General features: G+C 26.0%; 16 protein-coding genes. 8 read left to right on the forward strand and 8 right to left on the reverse strand.

Translation table 11 applies throughout. The features are described from left to right. Nucleotides 1-121 precede the first annotated feature (121 nt). Both FPD38_RS03695 and FPD38_RS03700 read right to left on the reverse strand, forming a co-directional pair. Nucleotides 122-1,603, reverse strand: coding sequence for a DUF2779 domain-containing protein (locus tag FPD38_RS03695; RefSeq protein ID WP_147555437.1), 1,482 nt, complete (start codon nt 1,601-1,603; stop codon nt 122-124). Between the two features lie 63 nt (nt 1,604-1,666). Further along, entirely contained in the window at nt 1,667-2,305 is a 639-nt protein-coding gene (locus FPD38_RS03700) for a hypothetical protein (protein WP_147555438.1), read from the reverse strand. A 197-nt stretch (nt 2,306-2,502) separates the two neighbouring features. Here FPD38_RS03700 and FPD38_RS03705 point away from each other — a divergent pair, with 197 nt between their 5' ends. Together FPD38_RS03705 and FPD38_RS03710 are read left to right on the forward strand one after the other, a co-directional pair. Continuing rightward, nucleotides 2,503-4,506, forward strand: coding sequence for an McrB family protein (locus FPD38_RS03705; protein ID WP_147555439.1), 2,004 nt, complete (start codon nt 2,503-2,505; stop codon nt 4,504-4,506). Beyond that, nucleotides 4,503-5,849, forward strand: coding sequence for a 5-methylcytosine restriction system specificity protein McrC (locus FPD38_RS03710; RefSeq protein ID WP_187153094.1), 1,347 nt, complete (start codon nt 4,503-4,505; stop codon nt 5,847-5,849). The genes FPD38_RS03705 and FPD38_RS03710 overlap by 4 nt, the downstream gene beginning before the upstream one ends. Here the strand turns inward: FPD38_RS03710 and FPD38_RS03715 are convergent. The 5 genes from FPD38_RS03715 to FPD38_RS03735 form a co-directional block, all read right to left on the reverse strand. Continuing rightward, nucleotides 5,841-6,533: a hypothetical protein gene (locus FPD38_RS03715; protein ID WP_147555440.1), complete on the reverse strand. Its 693-nt coding sequence runs from the start codon at nt 6,531-6,533 to the stop codon at nt 5,841-5,843. The genes FPD38_RS03710 and FPD38_RS03715 overlap by 9 nt on opposite strands. 13 nt (nt 6,534-6,546) lie before the next feature. Beyond that, on the reverse strand, nt 6,547-7,308 hold the full coding sequence (locus FPD38_RS03720) for an ATP-binding protein (protein WP_187153095.1): 762 nt from the start codon (nt 7,306-7,308) through the stop codon (nt 6,547-6,549). 92 nt (nt 7,309-7,400) lie between these two features. Continuing rightward, nucleotides 7,401-8,468, reverse strand: a complete 1,068-nt coding sequence (locus tag FPD38_RS03725) for a P-loop NTPase family protein (protein WP_147555442.1) — start codon at nt 8,466-8,468, stop codon at nt 7,401-7,403. A 66-nt stretch (nt 8,469-8,534) separates the two neighbouring features. After that, nucleotides 8,535-9,152 (reverse strand): hypothetical protein, encoded by a 618-nt coding sequence (locus tag FPD38_RS03730; RefSeq protein WP_147555443.1) that lies wholly within the window; start codon nt 9,150-9,152, stop codon nt 8,535-8,537. A 204-nt stretch (nt 9,153-9,356) separates the two neighbouring features. Further along, nucleotides 9,357-9,932 carry an agmatine deiminase family protein gene (locus FPD38_RS03735; protein WP_147555444.1) on the reverse strand — a complete coding sequence of 192 codons (576 nt, stop codon included), beginning with the start codon at nt 9,930-9,932 and terminating at the stop codon, nt 9,357-9,359. Nucleotides 9,933-10,459: 527 nt separating this feature from the next. Between FPD38_RS03735 and FPD38_RS08275 the strand changes: the two genes are divergently transcribed. Together FPD38_RS08275 and FPD38_RS08280 are read left to right on the forward strand one after the other, a co-directional pair. Then, nucleotides 10,460-11,317, forward strand: coding sequence for a PDDEXK-like family protein (locus tag FPD38_RS08275; RefSeq protein WP_261798288.1), 858 nt, complete (start codon nt 10,460-10,462; stop codon nt 11,315-11,317). Between the two features lie 73 nt (nt 11,318-11,390). Further along, complete coding sequence (locus FPD38_RS08280) at nt 11,391-11,738, forward strand: hypothetical protein (RefSeq protein ID WP_261798285.1); 348 nt, start codon at nt 11,391-11,393, stop codon at nt 11,736-11,738. Between the two features lie 4 nt (nt 11,739-11,742). Here FPD38_RS08280 and FPD38_RS03745 read toward each other — a convergent pair whose 3' ends face one another. Then, nucleotides 11,743-12,660 (reverse strand): helix-turn-helix transcriptional regulator, encoded by a 918-nt coding sequence (locus FPD38_RS03745; protein ID WP_147555445.1) that lies wholly within the window; start codon nt 12,658-12,660, stop codon nt 11,743-11,745. Between the two features lie 181 nt (nt 12,661-12,841). Between FPD38_RS03745 and rplM the strand changes: the two genes are divergently transcribed. From rplM to FPD38_RS03765, 4 genes are all read left to right on the forward strand, one after another. Further along, on the forward strand, nt 12,842-13,267 hold the full coding sequence (gene rplM, locus FPD38_RS03750; RefSeq protein WP_039617653.1) for a 50S ribosomal protein L13: 426 nt from the start codon (nt 12,842-12,844) through the stop codon (nt 13,265-13,267). A gap of 2 nt (nt 13,268-13,269) precedes the next feature. Beyond that, nucleotides 13,270-13,659: a 30S ribosomal protein S9 gene (gene rpsI / locus FPD38_RS03755; protein WP_039665200.1), complete on the forward strand. Its 390-nt coding sequence runs from the start codon at nt 13,270-13,272 to the stop codon at nt 13,657-13,659. Nucleotides 13,660-13,891: 232 nt separating this feature from the next. Next, a complete protein-coding gene (locus tag FPD38_RS03760; protein ID WP_147555446.1) occupies nt 13,892-14,872 on the forward strand; it encodes an OmpA family protein in 981 nt (326 codons plus the stop codon). 3 nt (nt 14,873-14,875) lie between these two features. Next, a complete protein-coding gene (locus tag FPD38_RS03765) occupies nt 14,876-15,520 on the forward strand; it encodes an HAD family hydrolase (protein ID WP_147555447.1) in 645 nt (214 codons plus the stop codon). Nucleotides 15,521-15,603: the final 83 nt, after the last annotated feature.

Consider the following 15,603-nt stretch of genomic DNA (forward strand, 5'->3'; position numbering starts at 1 on the left):
TTCCTTTTTAATTAATATAATTGCTATTATATGTATTTTTATAGACTACTGCTGTCTAGTTTAATAATTTTTGCTTAGAGATTGATATAAAAACTCTAAGCGGTAACTTTTAATATAGTTATTATTTTACAAGCTCTTCTAAATGCTTTAAAATTTTTACCATGGCTAAAGTATCGAGTTTGCAGTATTCTAGTAAGGCTTTGCGGTAAGTTTTTCTTTCATTTTCGCTCATATTTTGCATAGCTTCAAAACTTTGCATAGCTTCGCTTCCATTGTGGATTAAATCTAAATCATTATAAGATTGCTCCATATCAGGGATTAAAGCTGGTAAAACTTTTTTTATAGAATAACTTCCTTGCATTTTATAATGATAATAATCTTTATTTTGAAAAGGTATCATAAGATCTTTGATATTTTTTTCTATATTCAGCAAATGCTCGCTAAATTCAGGAAAAATAAGTGCTAAATTTCTTATCACACCTTTTTCAAAGCTTGCATTATAAGCAAGTATGCAAACATCTTTTGGTATATCGCTAATCAAATTTTTTGCAAGTTCATATCTTGGATCAACACCACATTCGCTTAAAAATTCTTTATGTTCTAGCTTGTCTTTATAGTCTATGTGTAAAGAGTATTGAAAAGGTATTTGCATATAAGGCTTTACACCTTTAAATTCAGGTACAGCTTGCATAAATGTTTCAAAGTCTAAATGATATATAGGATAAGTTAGAGTATTTAAAAAATTTTTGATATTTTCTTTGTTTATTTGAATTTCTTTATTTAGTGAAGCTTTGATTTGAATTTGTTGATTTTTATTAAAAACACTTAGATCTTTTATATCTTTAAAATTGATTATATTTTTATAATAAAGTTCAAATTTTTTATTTGCATTAAGCCTTGAAATACTAAAAATATTCTCACTTTCGCATAAATTTCTTTGCTTAGCCCAGCAGTACTTATATCCATCACACTCATAAGGATCAAAACAATGTGTTCCTATGTCTATATTTGGTTCTTCATTTTTACTTAAAATTTCTTCAAAGTATTTTAAATTTTCTTTGACTTGCTCTTGATTTTGGATGACTTTATTTGTGATATCATTTGAAATAAAAAGTTGATTTATATCAAGAAAATCTTCTCTATAGTATTCATTGTTTAAGTGGATTAGATTAACTTGTTTGATTTTATAATTTAAATTTGATAAAACATAATACTGCAAAGAACAATCATCTATATAAACATCTTTTAAAGAAGTAGAGCTTTTTACTTCATTTATGATTAAACCATCTTTGGTATTTTGCAAAATATCTATCATGATTAAAATGCCATCATAACAAAAAGTAGCTTCGTAGATTATTTCTTGATTGTTTTCTAATAAATTCTTAGTTTGTGCACAATTTTCCGCTGATTTATCTTTTTGGTATTTTATTTTTACTCCATTTGGAAAAAGCTCACAGGCTAGATCGCCTACTTTATTACCTGTGCTAAATTTAGCTAAAGTGTTTTCATCTGGCTTGCTTAAAACATCTTTTTTGTGAGTTTGCAACCATAAAGATTTTGCACATTGTGTGCCTCTTGTGTATCTTGATTTTGAAAAAAACATTATTTACCTTTATTTGTTGTTTTGTTTGAATTTTAGCCTATTTTATTAAAATAGGCTAGAGTATTATTTTTTCAAAGGTTTATCTCGCATTAGAGCATAGATTAGCCCACTTGAAATAGCAAAATGTACTAGTGAATTTTGCTTATCTTCTTTTCTTTCAGCAACAGTTTTACCTTCACCCTTTTTTAAAGCCCCAAAAAGACTAAGCCCAAACCACAATCCCAATATGATTTTTAATGGTAGTATTAAAATTGATAATAATGGATTATAACGATTATCTTTGAGTGTTATGCATGCAATATACAATAAAACACTTATCCATATAAAAGCCATAATGCCTAGTATTATTAAAGTGATATTTCTTTCTACTTGTAGAAAAAACATAGTAAGAATAATTATCCAAATTACAGGTAGTGCAGCAAATAATGCAACACACAAGCTTACATCTAAAATATTTCTATACACTATAACCTTACCTTTTACACCATAAATTATAAGCACTATTGCAATAACTATGTAAACAATAGCTGCTATGATAATCACTGAATTAGTATAATTTTTAAAAGTTTTTTGGGTTGTGTTATTATCTATAGTTTTTTCTATTGTTATATCTTGTTGTGATGTAGTATAATTTACTTCAGCATTAGCAAAAGTAAAACACATACACATTAACATGCTTAAAATTAAAAGTAGTTTTTTCATTTTATTCCTTTATTTTTAATTTGTTGTTTTAAATTTTTTATGTTGATTTTTTAACACCTCCATGACTTGATATTTTTTATTTTGTAATTGTAATTTATTTTATTGGACCGAGTTTGTCTATTTTTAATTTTTTATTTTGGTATGATTAGTAATGTAAAAACAAGTTATAATTATAAAAATCAAAACTAGGGAAAACAATGAGCGATTTAAAAAATAGTTTAAAGGGTTTTAAAGATAAAAATTTTGGTTTTTATTTTGATAAAAATAATAATTGTTATATTTATCATACTAAATTTGGCAGGGAAAGAGGTATTGAGATTGAAGAAAATAACGAGTGTTTTAAATTTGTTAATTTAAATAATGCAAATTATAAAAGTATTCAAGAAAATCTTGAGAGTCTTACAAACTATAAAAAATTTATAGAAGATTGTAAAGATAGAAACTTTAAAACCCTAGAAGAAATTTTTGATGAGTATAAGAAATTTATATATATTTGTAATAATATAAATTTTGATATTTTAAAAATAGCTTTTGGGAAATATTTAGAAAATTACAGTAAAGAAGATACTATTCATATTAAATTTTATGAAAATGGAGAATTTTTACAAACAAAAAGCGAAATTGTGGACAATTTTGGCAAAACATTTGGTAAAAAAATAGACGAGATAGATTTCAATCAAGATAATTTTAATGATGAAACTTTTAAACAATGGTGGGATAAAAGTATAAATAGTGCTAAAATGCAAGGCAATGCCACAAATTTATTAAAAGATAAAGATAAATTAATTAAAAATCTTGAAAAAATAAAAAAAGCAAGTAAGAGTGGAAATTTAACAGAACTATTTGAAGAACTTAAAGAAGTAGAAGGTATGAAAGCTACAGCTAGAGAATTGGCATATTTTTTACAATTTAATCAACAAGATGAATTTCCACTTGCAAATGACGCTTCCATAAATACTGCTAAATATATCTTTGAAATGTTAAATGAAAATTCAAAAGATGAACTTGAGAAAAGAAAAAAAGAAAGTACTTCAAATAATGAACAAGAATATTTTAATTTCGTTTTAGAAAAACTTGAAATACAAGAAAAACTTGAAATACAAGAAAAAATTGAACATCTTCCAAAATACTATATTTTAGATCAATTTTTAAATTTGATTGATAAGATAAGAAAATCTGATTTGGCTTTAATTACAAAAGATAATAAAGAAAATGATATAGCTAAAAGTGCGTATTATAAACTTTACGAAGCAGCTTATGATTTTGCAAATTTATGTGGCAAAGCAGATATAAAAAGCAATGATTTAGAAGGCTTTAAAGAGCTTTTAAAAACGCATAAAAACATCATTTTTCATGGAATTCCTGGAACTGGAAAAACCTATACTATAGTAAATAATGTAAAAAATATCATTAAAAATGAAAATCAAATGCTTATCACTCAATTTCACCCAAGTTTTTCTTATGAGGATTTTATAGAGGGTATTAAACCTGCGGGGGTTGAAAATGGACAATTAAAACTTGAGCTTAAAAATGGAATTTTTAGAGAATTTTGTGATAAAGCAAAAGAAGAAGAAAAAGGGTTTTTAGAAAAACTAGAAAATGGAAATTTCAATGAAGCTTTAAGTGATCATGGGTATTTTTTCATAGCCGATGAGATTAACCGTGCGGAATTATCTAGGGTTTTTGGAGAATTACTTTATGCACTTGAGTATAGAGGGGAAAAAGGCAAGATAAAAACACAATATGCCTCCATGAGAAGAGATGATGAGGATTTTTATGTGCCTGAAAATGTATTTTTCTTAGGGACAATGAATGATTTAGATAAAAGCATAGATAGTTTTGACTTAGCACTTAGAAGACGCTTTATATGGCAAGAAATGGAGTGTGATTATGGTGTAATAAGAGATGAAATATACGCAAAAAATATCGAAGAATACGCACAAGCTTGTCAAAAATTAAACAAAAAAATTAGTACAGATATAGGTGAAAAATATCAACTTGGACATTCTTATTTTCTAAAAATTGAATTTAAAAATGATGAGATTAAAGATAGTGATATGAAAAAACTTTTTAGCAACCGCTTTGAAGCGCTTTTAAAAGAGTATTTAAGAAGTGAATATAGTGAAAAAGATATACAAGATCGCTTGGATGGTTTAAAAAAACTTTTTGTTATAGAAAAACCAAATGAACCAAAAAAATGAAAAATCCAATAAAAATAAATGATAATAGCTTTATAGAAATAGAGCAAAAATCTTCAAAAATACAAAATTTTGATTTGTATTTTGAAGATTTTATAAAAGATGGAAATTTCTTTTCTTTTTTCAATGATGATGAAAAAATTTTAAGTAAAAATGCTAAAAATCTCATCATATCAGCAAGAACAATTGATGAAAATAAAAGGCAAATCACTAGTGGAAATTATATAGGAAAAATTTCTTATAATGGTTTAGAAATTGAGATAAATTCCAGGTTTGGTAAAAAGTTCTTAGAAAGAATGCTAAATTTTGCTAATGATGTATTTGTCGATGATGTGAGTATTTATCAAGATATAAAAAAGGAAAGCAATATAAGCGAGTTTATACTTTTTTACATCTTTGTGCAAAAACTTGAAAAAAGTTTTTTGATAGGTTTGCCTAAAAATTATCAAAGTAAAAAATACAACGATTTGCGTTTTAAAGGAAATATCGATATAGTTGAATTTATAAAACACAATATTCCTTTAAAAGCAAAGGTTGCTACAAAATCAAGAGAGCAAATAGAAGATGTGCATATTATCAATGTGCTTTATAAGGCATTACAAGTCATAGAAAAGAAAAATTCAAGCTTTTTAAAAAATATAAAACATATAAAAGCTTATCTAACACAAAATAAAAGTGAGCATTGTTTTATAAAAGAAAGTTTAAACAAAGCCTTTTCTAGTAAAGCCTTGAAAAATCAAAACTATCAAAACTACAAAGAGCTTTTAAAATATGCAAAAATGATCATAGAAAGTGAAAATTTCACTAGTAAAAATAAAAACAATCAAAAAAGCTATGGTTTTATCATCAATGTGGCAGAGCTTTTTGAAATTTATATAAGCAAGCTTTTAAGAAATAATTTTGAAGAATATATGGTTGATTCTCCAAAACTTGAAATTTATAAAAATAGCTTTTATAAACGCTATATAATACCTGATATTGTTTTGTCTAAAGATGATAATTATATAGTCTTTGATACTAAATATAAAAAAATGATAATGGAAGGTAAAAACCAAAATGGCATGGGAGATTTAGATAGAAATGATTTATTTCAAATTCATACTTATATGGGGTATTATCAAAAGATAGGCAAAGTGCTTTTGGGCGGACTTTTATATCCTATACAAGAATTTGAAAAAGAAAAATGCCATAGTGAAAATTCTATCCTTTCAGATGAGTATAAATTTATAGTTGATGGAATTTTTCTTGAAGATAGTCAAGATAAAGAAATCACTCTTGAGTGTATTACCCAAAAAGAAGCACAATTTATAGAAAGGATCAAAGAGCTACTAAAACAATCATTTTAGTAGCTTAGTAAAAGAAATTTTTCTTTCTATATCCTCGTGAGTGATAGAGTCTATTTCTAGTTCATAGGGTTTAAAATTTTTCGTGCTAATATTGGCAAATAAAATATCCCAACTCACATCTAAAAGTTTTTTTAACCCCTTTGAAAAATCATAATCTTTTAAGTAAAAATTATTTCTTATCAAATTTTCATTTTGTTTTAAAATTTCTAGTAATTCTTGCTCTTTAATGTAAAATAACTTTTCTATAAGTATGTTTTGATAAGGTGAGATGTCGTTGATGTTGAGTATTTTTTTATCTATCCAGCCATTTTTAGGATAGGCATATGCGCTTGCGAGATGATAGAGTTTGCTTTTTGTGTTTGTTTCTTTTAATTTATAGTGTATTTTTGCATTATGTTTTACAAAATCTACAATGCAAAAATGTTTAAAATTCACATAAGTTTGACTTAAAAAATTTTCAAAAGACAAAAGTTTGCTTTGAGTATTTACATCTAAAAAATATCCATTTTCTAAATGATGAGTTTGACTTAGTAATTGTATATTTTCTGCGTTTTGAATTTGTACTTGGAAATTTAACTCATCATTGTTGACTTCATGTAATGCTTTAATGTATTCTTTTGTTTTTACATCATTAAATCCAAACACAAAACTTTTATGTATTGTTCCTTGAAGTGTTATATTCATAGTTTTATCCTTTTTATAAAAATCCCATATTGATTTTTTCATCATCTGATTTGAGTTTTGATTCTTTTTCTAATTTTTCTAAAAACTTATCAATATTTTTGATTTTAAAAATTTTATCTTGTCTAAGGATTAACGCAAAATCCCCCAAGCAAATATTTTGAAGCTTTAAAAGTTTGTTTGCAATTTGTTTTTTGTCATAATTTAATTTTAGTTCTTTAGCAAAAAATTCAAAAGCTTTCAAAAGCTTTTCTTGCTTTAATGCTTTAAATTCTACTTTTAGATCAAACCTTCTGATGCTAGCTTGATCAAGGCTTTTTAGATGATTTGTAGAAGCTATGAAAATGCCCTCAAAATTTTCCATTTGCATAAGCATTTCATTTACCAAATTTCTTTCCCAATTTTTACTTGCATTTTCTCTATCTGAAATTAAAGCATCTATTTCATCAAGCTGTAAAATAGCATTGTTGTTAGAAGCTTGTTTAAAAATCCTTGCGATATTTTTTTCGTTATTTCCCACATAAGGATCTAAGATATCACTAAGTTTATAAGAATGTAAAGTTTTATTTAAACTCTTAGCCATTTCTTTAGCAAACTCACTCTTTCCGCTACCTGCTATACCATAGCTTAAAATTCTCAAATTTGAATTTTTATCAATATTTTTTATCAATTCTTTTAAATTTAAATCACTTTCTATTAAGTTTAAATCATATTTTTTACTTGTTTTTTCTATGGATATAGGCTTGAGTGATCTTGCTTTTAAGTTTTCATTAATCAATCTTAAAAATATCTCTTGGCTTTTGTTTTTAAATATCCTTGCATTTTGAGCACATTTTAATATAACCCCTTGAGAAAGCTCTGGGTGAGAAGCTATGCTTTTATAATTGTTTCATCTATTTTTAATCTTTGCTTATCAAATAAATTTTGAATATTTTGAATTTTCTTTTCTTTAGGCATACTTTCTAATTCTAAAATCACATCAAAACGCCTTAAATACGCTTCATCCATATCATTAGAATTAGATAAAAATATGCATATAGCTTTATTTTCATCTAAAATTTTATTAATTCTTATTTTTTCAGCCAAAGAATTATAACAAAAACTATCTTCACATTCATCAAACAATATCATTTGTTTTTTAGGATTAACTATCTTTTGAAGAGCGTAAAAATTCGAAATTCTATTAGAATTTTTTTGACTTATTTTAGTTTTCACACATAAAATCTCTCGATTAAATTCTTTAGCTATAAGTGCGCTGAGTTCATTTTTACCTACACCAGCTTTGCCATATATAAAAATATTTCCTTTTTGTTTGTATTTTAAAAGGGTGATTATATCATTCACTTTTTCTTGAATATAATCAAAATCATTCAATTTTAGTCTAGCTTTTGGTAAAAAATATGCAAATTCTTTAAAAAGCATACTTTTGCTGATATCTTGTATAAAAATATTCTCCAAATTATTAACATCTACTCCAAAAGCATCGCTATCATAAAAACTCAAGATATCGAGTTTATAAAGTATAGAATTATCACCTAAAGCTTTATTGATATCTTTTATAGGGTGATTAAAAATTTTTTCTATGATTTTTCTAGCTAAATTATTACTATAACCTTGATGCAAAGGAAAGCAACCCTTGTTTGCATAATGGAAAAATACAAAAACATCACATTCAATTTGAGTAAAATTCAAATATTTTTTGAGATAATTTAAATTTTTCTTTAAAAAATGAGGATAAACAATTTTAGAGTATTGTTTATAGATAAAACTAGGGATTTTGCTATCTTTTTCTAGTATATCTTCAAATTCGCTGTAAAAATCTTTCTTTATTTGCTTATTATTAGAAAACATTAGTGCATGTAGCGAAATGACTTTTATATTATGTGAGTAATAATCAAAGTCCATGATATGAGTAGGATTAGAAGTATTTGCTTGCATTATAAACCTTTAAACTAAGATGTATAATGCAATTATAAGCAAAATAACTAGACTTGAATTGTCTATTTATGAAAAATTATTTGTTGTTTTATTGTTTAATAAGTCTTCGTAAAAACTTTTAATATGTTTTCCAAAATATTTCTTAAAATTTTCAGTATTTATCATATCACTTTTTGCGTTATTGCAAATACAGCAAGCTAAAACACAATTTTCTTCATTGTAACCTTTATCTGGATCTAATCTTTCAATTTGCAATGAACTACTAAAAGATGGTTTTTTGGAATTTATAGGTTTATTATCTCCAAATAAATTATCTAGATTGCTTTGTGTTGTTTTGCAGTAAAAACATTTTTTCTCTTGTTTTTTATACCATGATATAAATTTTCTAGCACTTCCAAATGGCTCTTCATTATCATTTCTTCTTTTTGTAGGGTTATATCTACTTTTTAAGTATTTTAAAGAATTTTGTGTTTTTTTATAAAATTTGTCGTATTTTTTATTGTCAAATTCTTCATATAACTCATTTAACTTAAAAATTATATAACCTTTAAGAGATTTATGTTTTTTCTTTAATTCACTCTTTGCTTCTTTTTCATCAAGTTCCTTTATGGCTTTATCCCATTCTGATAAAACACCTTTTAGATAAAGCTCTTCAAATTTTTCTTCTAATGTTTGATTTTTCATTTTTTCCTTCCTTCAATAAAAGATATTAGCACTAATGCAATGCAATGCGCCACCTTTTTTGATGATAGGTTTTAGATATATACCTATGATTTATTTATCTTTATAGATATTTTGTAAAAAGCTTAAAACTCTCTCATCTTCATCTATACCATAAGTTGGCACAAAAATTACCTTGTCAAACTCTAAAAAATTTAAATACCCACCCTATTTGTATTTTTGCATAAATTCTTTAGAATAACTCATTTTAGTAACTTTAAAATCTTTTAAAGCAGTGTTTAATTTCTCAAAAAATTGTGCATTTTCTAAGGAAAAATCATTGATTAGCACATGATTTTTACTTATAAATCTTATCATACTATCGCTATGTGCGTATCTATCATAAGCTAGCCTTGGTAAAAAGACTATATGTTTTAAATTTAGACTTTGTTTTAAAGTTTGTACGATGTTTTCTTTGCTAAGTGTTGAGTTTTGGCTAAAAATTTTCTCACACATAAAGGCAATATCATGTTTTCTTATAAAATTGCCTCCATCAAGGATCAAATTTAAGTGATTTTTTAAAGGTTTTATGGCGGTTTTTAAATGCGGGTAATTTTTAAGATAATCAGGATCATAAGTATAACTTGTCGCTGTATTTTTATATACTAAAGGCATGAAATCTCTTAGCCATATATCATTGCTTAGTATTTCTTTAAAAGCGATGTTAAATTTAGCGAAATTTTGTACAAGATTTTGATAAATTCTTTTATGTTTTAGCGATAAAAGTGTGGAAATGGCTATCATTGATTATCCTCGTATGTTTAAAACTAGTATTTCATCATTATAAATAATGTGACATTGTAAAATATCTCCCTAAAGTTTTAATTTACCCTTAGAATATTTATAATGTTTTATGGCAAATTCTAAAGAAGAATTCATCTCATCATAATGCTCTTTTAAAAGCTACTTTTGTATGCTTTGACATTCTACAAATAAAGCTTTTGTTTTTAAAATTATTCACATTGTTATAGCCTAAATTCTTTGTAAGCAAATTATTAGTATGAGTTAAAATATATTTTATAATATCAAGTATCTTAATAATTTGCTAAGTAATTTAGAAAATGATAACTAAAAATATAGACACTAATAGTCTGTATTTTTGCAGTATAATTTGACGAAAATTATCCCAAAGGTGCAAAAATGAATAATTTCATTGAGAATCTATTAAGCGTAAATGATAAATTTAGAGAAGATAGCAAAAAAGGTATAGTGATATCAATATTTTTGAAGCTCTAGGTGTTGAATATAAAGAAAATTATCATTCCAAATTTATAGATTATTTGATAAATCCAAAAGCTGATCATTATCAAGAAATTTTTGCGAATGAGTTTTTGAAAAAGATTGAAGAAAATGTGAAAGCTAGCAATTTTCAAAATCTTACAGCACAAGATATAGAAAGCGTAGAAACTGAATTTTGTGTAAAAAATAATAGAAGAATAGATATACTCATAAGTTTAAAAGACAAAAGATATATTATTATAGAAAATAAACTTTATGCAAAAGATCAAAAAAATCAACTCAAAGACTATATAAATTACATAAGTAAAAAAATAGAAACTATGGATAATAATCATGAAAACATACTTACGATTTATTTGCATATGGATGAAAATGCAGAACCTAGTCAAATGAGTTTAGGTGTAAAGTATGGATTTAAAATAAATAATAATTTTATATATAATAGTAATAATAAAAAAATGAGCCATTATTTTAAAATGGATTATAGATGGATTAAAGAATGGATTAATACTTGTATAAAAACATGCGATGATGAGATTAAAAATAATACAATCGAGTTTAAAAATGATATGCAAAATGTGATTTTTACTTTAAATCAATATAAAACCCTTTTAACTTGGTATGTTGCAACAGGTGATTATGAGGCTAAAGATTATGTATTAAAATTTTTAAAAGAAAATTTAAAAAATGCCATGACTTTGTATAGATATACTAAAAATAAAAGTGAGTTTAAAGATGTAGATAATGATAAATACAAAAAGGCAAAAGATATTGTAAGAGATAAATGGGAAGAAATTTGCGAAGAATTAATAAGCGAGTTTTTTAATCAACTCGAAGAAGAATTTCAAAAAGAAAAAAACTATATGCAATATAAAATGGCTAGGAAGTAGGCTTGATGAAAATAAAATTAATTGGGATTGGTTTGATTTTTATCCTGCAATCTATGCAAGTGATGAGAACGATGTGTGGCCTAGTGTGGGTTTTTATTTTGGAAAAAGCAAGTATAATTATTTTGGATTAACTTTTAAAATAAATTATTTAGAAGATAAAAATAAATATAAAAAATGTTTAGAACATTTTCAAAACTCAAATATAAGAAATGATGGTATCTGTAGAAGTGGTGATCATTATTACTATGATGAATTTAAAAATTTTGATTTTAAAGAAAAATATGCTTTTGTATATTGGCTAATAAATAATCATGGCAGTTGGATGGTAGAATTTTCTAAAATTTTAAAAGAATTTTTAAATAAAGAAACTATAAAAAGCACTTTGGAAAAAATAAATGAAGAATTAAAATCAAGCAAATAAATAATTATATGCTTATTTGCTTAAGATATTGTTCAATAACTTCTTTGACTTTATCGGCTATAAAATTAGGCTCTAAGACTTTTATATAAGGCATATAATAATACACCAAAGGCAAAATTTCCATTTCATGATTTATCTCAAGTTCTATTGCTATGGAGCCATCATTATCTTTGCCGGTAATAATTTGAGATTTTAAAGGCTTTCTTTCAAAGTATTTTCGTATAGGTTCTTCGATTAAAAGTCTTACCACAAAAGTCTTTTCAAGACTAAACCATATAGAATTTGCCTTTTGAAGCTTAGTTTCTAAGTTTTCATCTGTTTGAAAATGCTCTTGTGTTAGAGTGATATTTTGTATATTTTTTAAGTAAAATTTCTTGAAAATTTCACGCTTTTTCATATCAAAAGCAAGTAGATACCAAAAACCATTGAAAAAGGCTAGTTTTAAAGGTTTGGTTTGAAAAAGCTTGTTTTCATATTTAAATACAATTTGCGTTTTAGTGTTTATAGCTTTTTCAAGAATTTGAAAATTTTTTAAATCTTTCTCTTCTAATTTCTCAGTATCTAAGCTAGCATAAATTGGATTATTGATGTTTTGAGTGAGTTTAGAAAGTATAGGATGTGCTTTAGCATAAAAACTATCTCCAGCGCTTTTTGCCATGGTATCTAAGACTTCAAGAATGATTTTTTCATCTTGGTTTTGATAATCTTTGTTTGTATCAATACGCCATTTTCTACCATTTCTTATAAGCCCCATTTCTTCTAAAACACCTTGCATGTCTCTTTTTATGGTTTTAGGATTAACATTTAACTCCTCGGCTAGTTCTTTTATGGTGAGGCCATTTTTAGATTTAACAAGTTTTTCATATAAAAATTCCAAGCGCGTTAATTTAGGGTTTGATATATATTTTGCAAAATTTTTCATTATATATTCCTTGCTTTTTAAAGAATAATTTTATATAAACATTATTTGATTTTAACAATATATTATGAAAAATTATAACAATCTTAATATTTAAAAAACTTTAAATATGCTTAAATTAAGTAATAATTAAGATAAAATAATTATAATCACATTTTAAAAATTTTTTGGCAAAGGTAAGATGATGACAAAGATAACAAAGCCAAACGAAGTAAAACGCGAATGGATCGTTTTAGACGCTGAAGGAAAGCGTTTTGGTCGTCTTTTGACAGAAGTGGCGACTATTTTAAGAGGTAAAAATAAACCTTGTTATACTCCAAATGTTGATTGTGGAGATTATGTAATTATCATTAATGCTTCTAAAGCAGTTTTTACAGGTGCAAATAAAGCAGAAGATAAACTATATCATAGACATTCAGGATATTTTGGAAGTGTTAAAAGTGAGAAATTTGGTGATTTATTAGAAAAAAATCCAGTTAAATTATATAAATTAGCAGTTCGTGGTATGCTACCTAAAACAAATTTGGGTAGAGCTATGCTTAAAAAATTAAAAATTTATGCAGGTAGTGAACACCCTCATACTGCTCAAATTGCTAATAAAGGAAAATAATCATGGCAACAACATACGCAACAGGTAAAAGAAAAACGGCTATTGCTAAGGTTTGGGTAAAACCTGGTAGTGGTAAAATTATCGTTAATGATATGGATTTAAATACTTGGCTTGGTGGACATGAAGCTATAAAATTAAAAGTAGTTCAACCTTTATTAGTAACTAAGCAAGAAACTTCTATGGATATTAAAGCTACTACTTTAGGTGGTGGATATAGTGCTCAAGCTGAAGCTTTAAGACATGGTATTTCAAGAGCTTTAGCTGCCATGGATGCAGATTTTAGAGCATTGCTAAAACCAAAAGGACTTCTTACTAGAGATAGTAGAACTGTTGAGCGTAAAAAATACGGTCGTAGAAAAGCAAGAAGAAGCCCGCAATTTTCTAAGCGTTAATCATCCATTGGATCCTTTTTTGGATCCATATTCTCGCATATATTTTATAAATATTTTTCTTTCATTTAATAAAACAAGATTTTTTATTTATAAAAAATATTTACAATTTCATTTGTCCGATCAGGGAAACCTCCTTTTTGTAGTAAATTAAGCCTCTGCTAAAGAGGCTTATCTTTCTTTAATATTCTTTTTAATATAATATTTGCTAATTTACTTCATTTAAGGAAAAATTATGAAAAAAGTTATAAGTTTATTGAGCTTAGCTAGTGTTTTATTTGCTTTTGATACAAGTAAAATGGAAATTACTCCAACATTTAACTATACAGTTCCAGAAGGAAATTTAGATCTTAAAAATTATGGCGGAGCTGGTATTAGATTTGGTTATCATTATGACACTTTTTGGATAGATCAAGCTGAATTAGGTATGGAATATACTAGTAAAGCAAAATATAATAATCCATCTCACACTCATACACACACTAATGTGGCAAGATTTTACACCAATGCTATTAAAGGAATGGATATAACAGATAATGTTTATTTATATGGTTTATTAGGTCTTGGTTATGAATATTTAAGCAATGGTGCGTATGAAAATAAAAGTGGCATGTTTGCTCAATATGGCGCAGGGATGAAATTTGCACTTAGTGATAGTTTAGCTTTAAGACTTGAAGCAAGAGATCAAATTAAATTTAATGATGGTGATCATAATTTAATTTCTAGTGCAGGTTTGAGTTTTTATTTTGGAAAAAATATATCTAAACAGGATATAATACAAGAAAAAATTACAATAGTAGAAATACAAGAACCTATTGAGAAAAGTTGTTCAGAACCAAGAAAAGGTGCTTTACTTGATCATATAGGTTGTGAAAGAACTATCGCCTTAGAAGGATATTTTGGATTTGATCAAATTATTATTAATCCTGAATTTGAACAAAAAATTCAAGAAGTTGGAAAAGTTTTAGAGGAAAATCCACAATATTATACAATCTTAGAAGGACATACTGATAGTACAGGGCCAAAAGCATATAATCAAAAATTGTCTTTAGATCGTGCTAATGCAGTAGCAAAAGAACTTGAAAAAGCAGGTGTTTCTAAAGATAAAATCACAACAAAAGGTTATGGTTATGATAAACCAATAGCCAGTAACGATACAAAAGAAGGTCGTGCGCAAAATAGAAGAGTGGAGGCTAAATTTTTTATAAAAGAATAATCATTGTATAAAAAAACTATTTTATTTGATTTGGATGGCACTTTGATTGATTCAACAAGTGCCATTTTAAAAGGATTTAATGATGCTTTTAAAACTTTTGGACAAACTCCAAAAGATCATGAGTGGGTTAAATCTTTGATAGGTTTTCCGCTTGATATTGCTTTTGAAAAGTTAGGCGTCGCAAAGGAAAAAATTCAAGATTATATAGTCGCTTATAGAAATACTTATAAAGATATTTATATCGATCAAACATATTTATTACCTTTAGCCAAAGAAAGCGTAAAAGAAGCAAGTTTATTTGCTAATTTAGCGGTAGTAACTACTAAAAGTTCCAAATTTTCAAAGCCTTTATTAGATCATTTAGGTATTGGGAGATATTTTAAGGTTGTTATAGGAAGAGATGATGTGGTTTATCCAAAACCAAATGCAGAGCCTATATTTTTAGCTTTAGATAAACTAGAACAAGATACAAAAAATACTTTTATGATAGGCGATACTCATATTGATATCTTAGCAGCAAAAAATGCCAATGTCATCCCTATAGCAGTTACAAGTGGATATGAATCAAAGAAAAATTTGCAAAAATTTAATACTTTAATATTTGAAAATACTTATCAAGCTGTGCAATATTTAAAAAATATCCAATAAATTCACATTCTAAGTATGTGCTAGATTCATGTTGAAGATTTTTTATTATTGTTTAAGATAATAAAAGATAAAGTAGCTATTGA

The sequence above is a fragment of the Campylobacter volucris genome (assembly GCF_008011665.1).
Classification (GTDB): Bacteria; Campylobacterota; Campylobacteria; order Campylobacterales; family Campylobacteraceae; genus Campylobacter_D; species Campylobacter_D volucris_A.

Excerpts from the sequence above, each read along its gene's own strand:
- FPD38_RS03700 (WP_147555438.1), bottom strand. The coding sequence starts at position 2,305 with ATGAAAAAACTACTTTTAATTTTAAGCATGTTAATGTGTATGTGTTTT.
- FPD38_RS03760 (WP_147555446.1), top strand. The coding sequence starts at position 13,892 with ATGAAAAAAGTTATAAGTTTATTGAGCTTAGCTAGTGTTTTATTTGCT.
- FPD38_RS03695 (WP_147555437.1), bottom strand. The coding sequence starts at position 1,603 with ATGTTTTTTTCAAAATCAAGATACACAAGAGGCACACAATGTGCAAAA.
- FPD38_RS03745 (WP_147555445.1), bottom strand. The coding sequence starts at position 12,660 with ATGAAAAATTTTGCAAAATATATATCAAACCCTAAATTAACGCGCTTG.
- FPD38_RS03725 (WP_147555442.1), bottom strand. The coding sequence starts at position 8,468 with ATGCAAGCAAATACTTCTAATCCTACTCATATCATGGACTTTGATTAT.
- rpsI (WP_039665200.1), top strand. The coding sequence starts at position 13,270 with ATGGCAACAACATACGCAACAGGTAAAAGAAAAACGGCTATTGCTAAG.
- FPD38_RS03730 (WP_147555443.1), bottom strand. The coding sequence starts at position 9,152 with ATGAAAAATCAAACATTAGAAGAAAAATTTGAAGAGCTTTATCTAAAA.
- rplM (WP_039617653.1), top strand. The coding sequence starts at position 12,842 with ATGACAAAGATAACAAAGCCAAACGAAGTAAAACGCGAATGGATCGTT.
- FPD38_RS03715 (WP_147555440.1), bottom strand. The coding sequence starts at position 6,533 with ATGAATATAACACTTCAAGGAACAATACATAAAAGTTTTGTGTTTGGA.
- FPD38_RS03710 (WP_187153094.1), top strand. The coding sequence starts at position 4,503 with ATGAAAAATCCAATAAAAATAAATGATAATAGCTTTATAGAAATAGAG.
- FPD38_RS03705 (WP_147555439.1), top strand. The coding sequence starts at position 2,503 with ATGAGCGATTTAAAAAATAGTTTAAAGGGTTTTAAAGATAAAAATTTT.
- FPD38_RS03735 (WP_147555444.1), bottom strand. The coding sequence starts at position 9,932 with ATGATAGCCATTTCCACACTTTTATCGCTAAAACATAAAAGAATTTAT.